The sequence below is a fragment of the Cupriavidus basilensis genome, assembly GCF_029335485.1.
Lineage (GTDB): Bacteria > Pseudomonadota > Gammaproteobacteria > Burkholderiales > Burkholderiaceae > Cupriavidus > Cupriavidus basilensis_E.
Map to the genome: position 1 here is coordinate 1 of NZ_JARJLM010000263.1, position 913 is coordinate 913.

Below are 913 nucleotides of genomic sequence, written 5' to 3' on the forward strand. Positions count from 1 at the left end.
CGCCGGCGCCGACGGTACGACCGCCTTCACGGATGGCGAAACGCAGGCCTTCTTCCATGGCGATCGGGGCGATCAGCTTGACGGTGATCGACACGTTGTCGCCGGGCATGACCATTTCCTTGTCCTTCGGCAGCTCGATCGAGCCGGTCACGTCGGTCGTACGGAAATAGAACTGCGGACGGTAGTTGTTGAAGAACGGGGTGTGACGGCCGCCTTCGTCCTTCGACAAGATGTAGACCTCGCCGGTGAAGTGCGTGTGCGGCTTGATCGAACCCGGCTTGCACAGCACTTGGCCGCGCTCGACGTCTTCGCGCTTCGTGCCGCGCAGCAGCAGACCCACGTTGTCGCCAGCCTGACCTTGGTCCAGCAGCTTGCGGAACATTTCCACGCCGGTGCAGATGGTCTTGACCGTCGGCTTGATACCAACGATTTCGATTTCTTCACCGACCTTGATGATGCCGCGCTCGATACGACCGGTCACAACCGTGCCACGGCCCGAGATCGAGAACACGTCTTCCACCGGCATCAGGAAGGTACCGTCGATGGCACGTTCCGGCGTCGGGATGTAGCTGTCCAGCGCGTCGGCCAGGGCCAGGATCGCCACTTCGCCCAGCTCGCCCTTGTCGCCTTCCAGTGCCAGCTTGGCCGAACCCTTGATGATCGGGGTGTCGTCGCCGGGGAATTCGTACTTCGACAGCAGTTCGCGCACTTCCATTTCGACCAGCTCGAGCAGCTCGGCGTCGTCGACCATGTCGCACTTGTTCAGGAACACGATGATGTAAGGCACGCCAACCTGGCGGGCCAGCAGGATGTGTTCGCGGGTCTGCGGCATCGGGCCGTCAGCGGCCGAGCACACCAGGATCGCGCCGTCCATCTGCGCTGCGCCCGTGATCATGTTCTTCACATAGTCAGC

At 62.2% G+C, this 913-nt stretch carries 1 protein-coding gene; it reads right to left on the minus strand.

The genetic code is table 11. From position 1 onward, the window contains the following. Positions 1–913: elongation factor Tu (gene tuf, locus P3W85_RS15465; protein ID WP_276265446.1), on the minus strand; the 913-nt coding region annotated here is incomplete at both ends.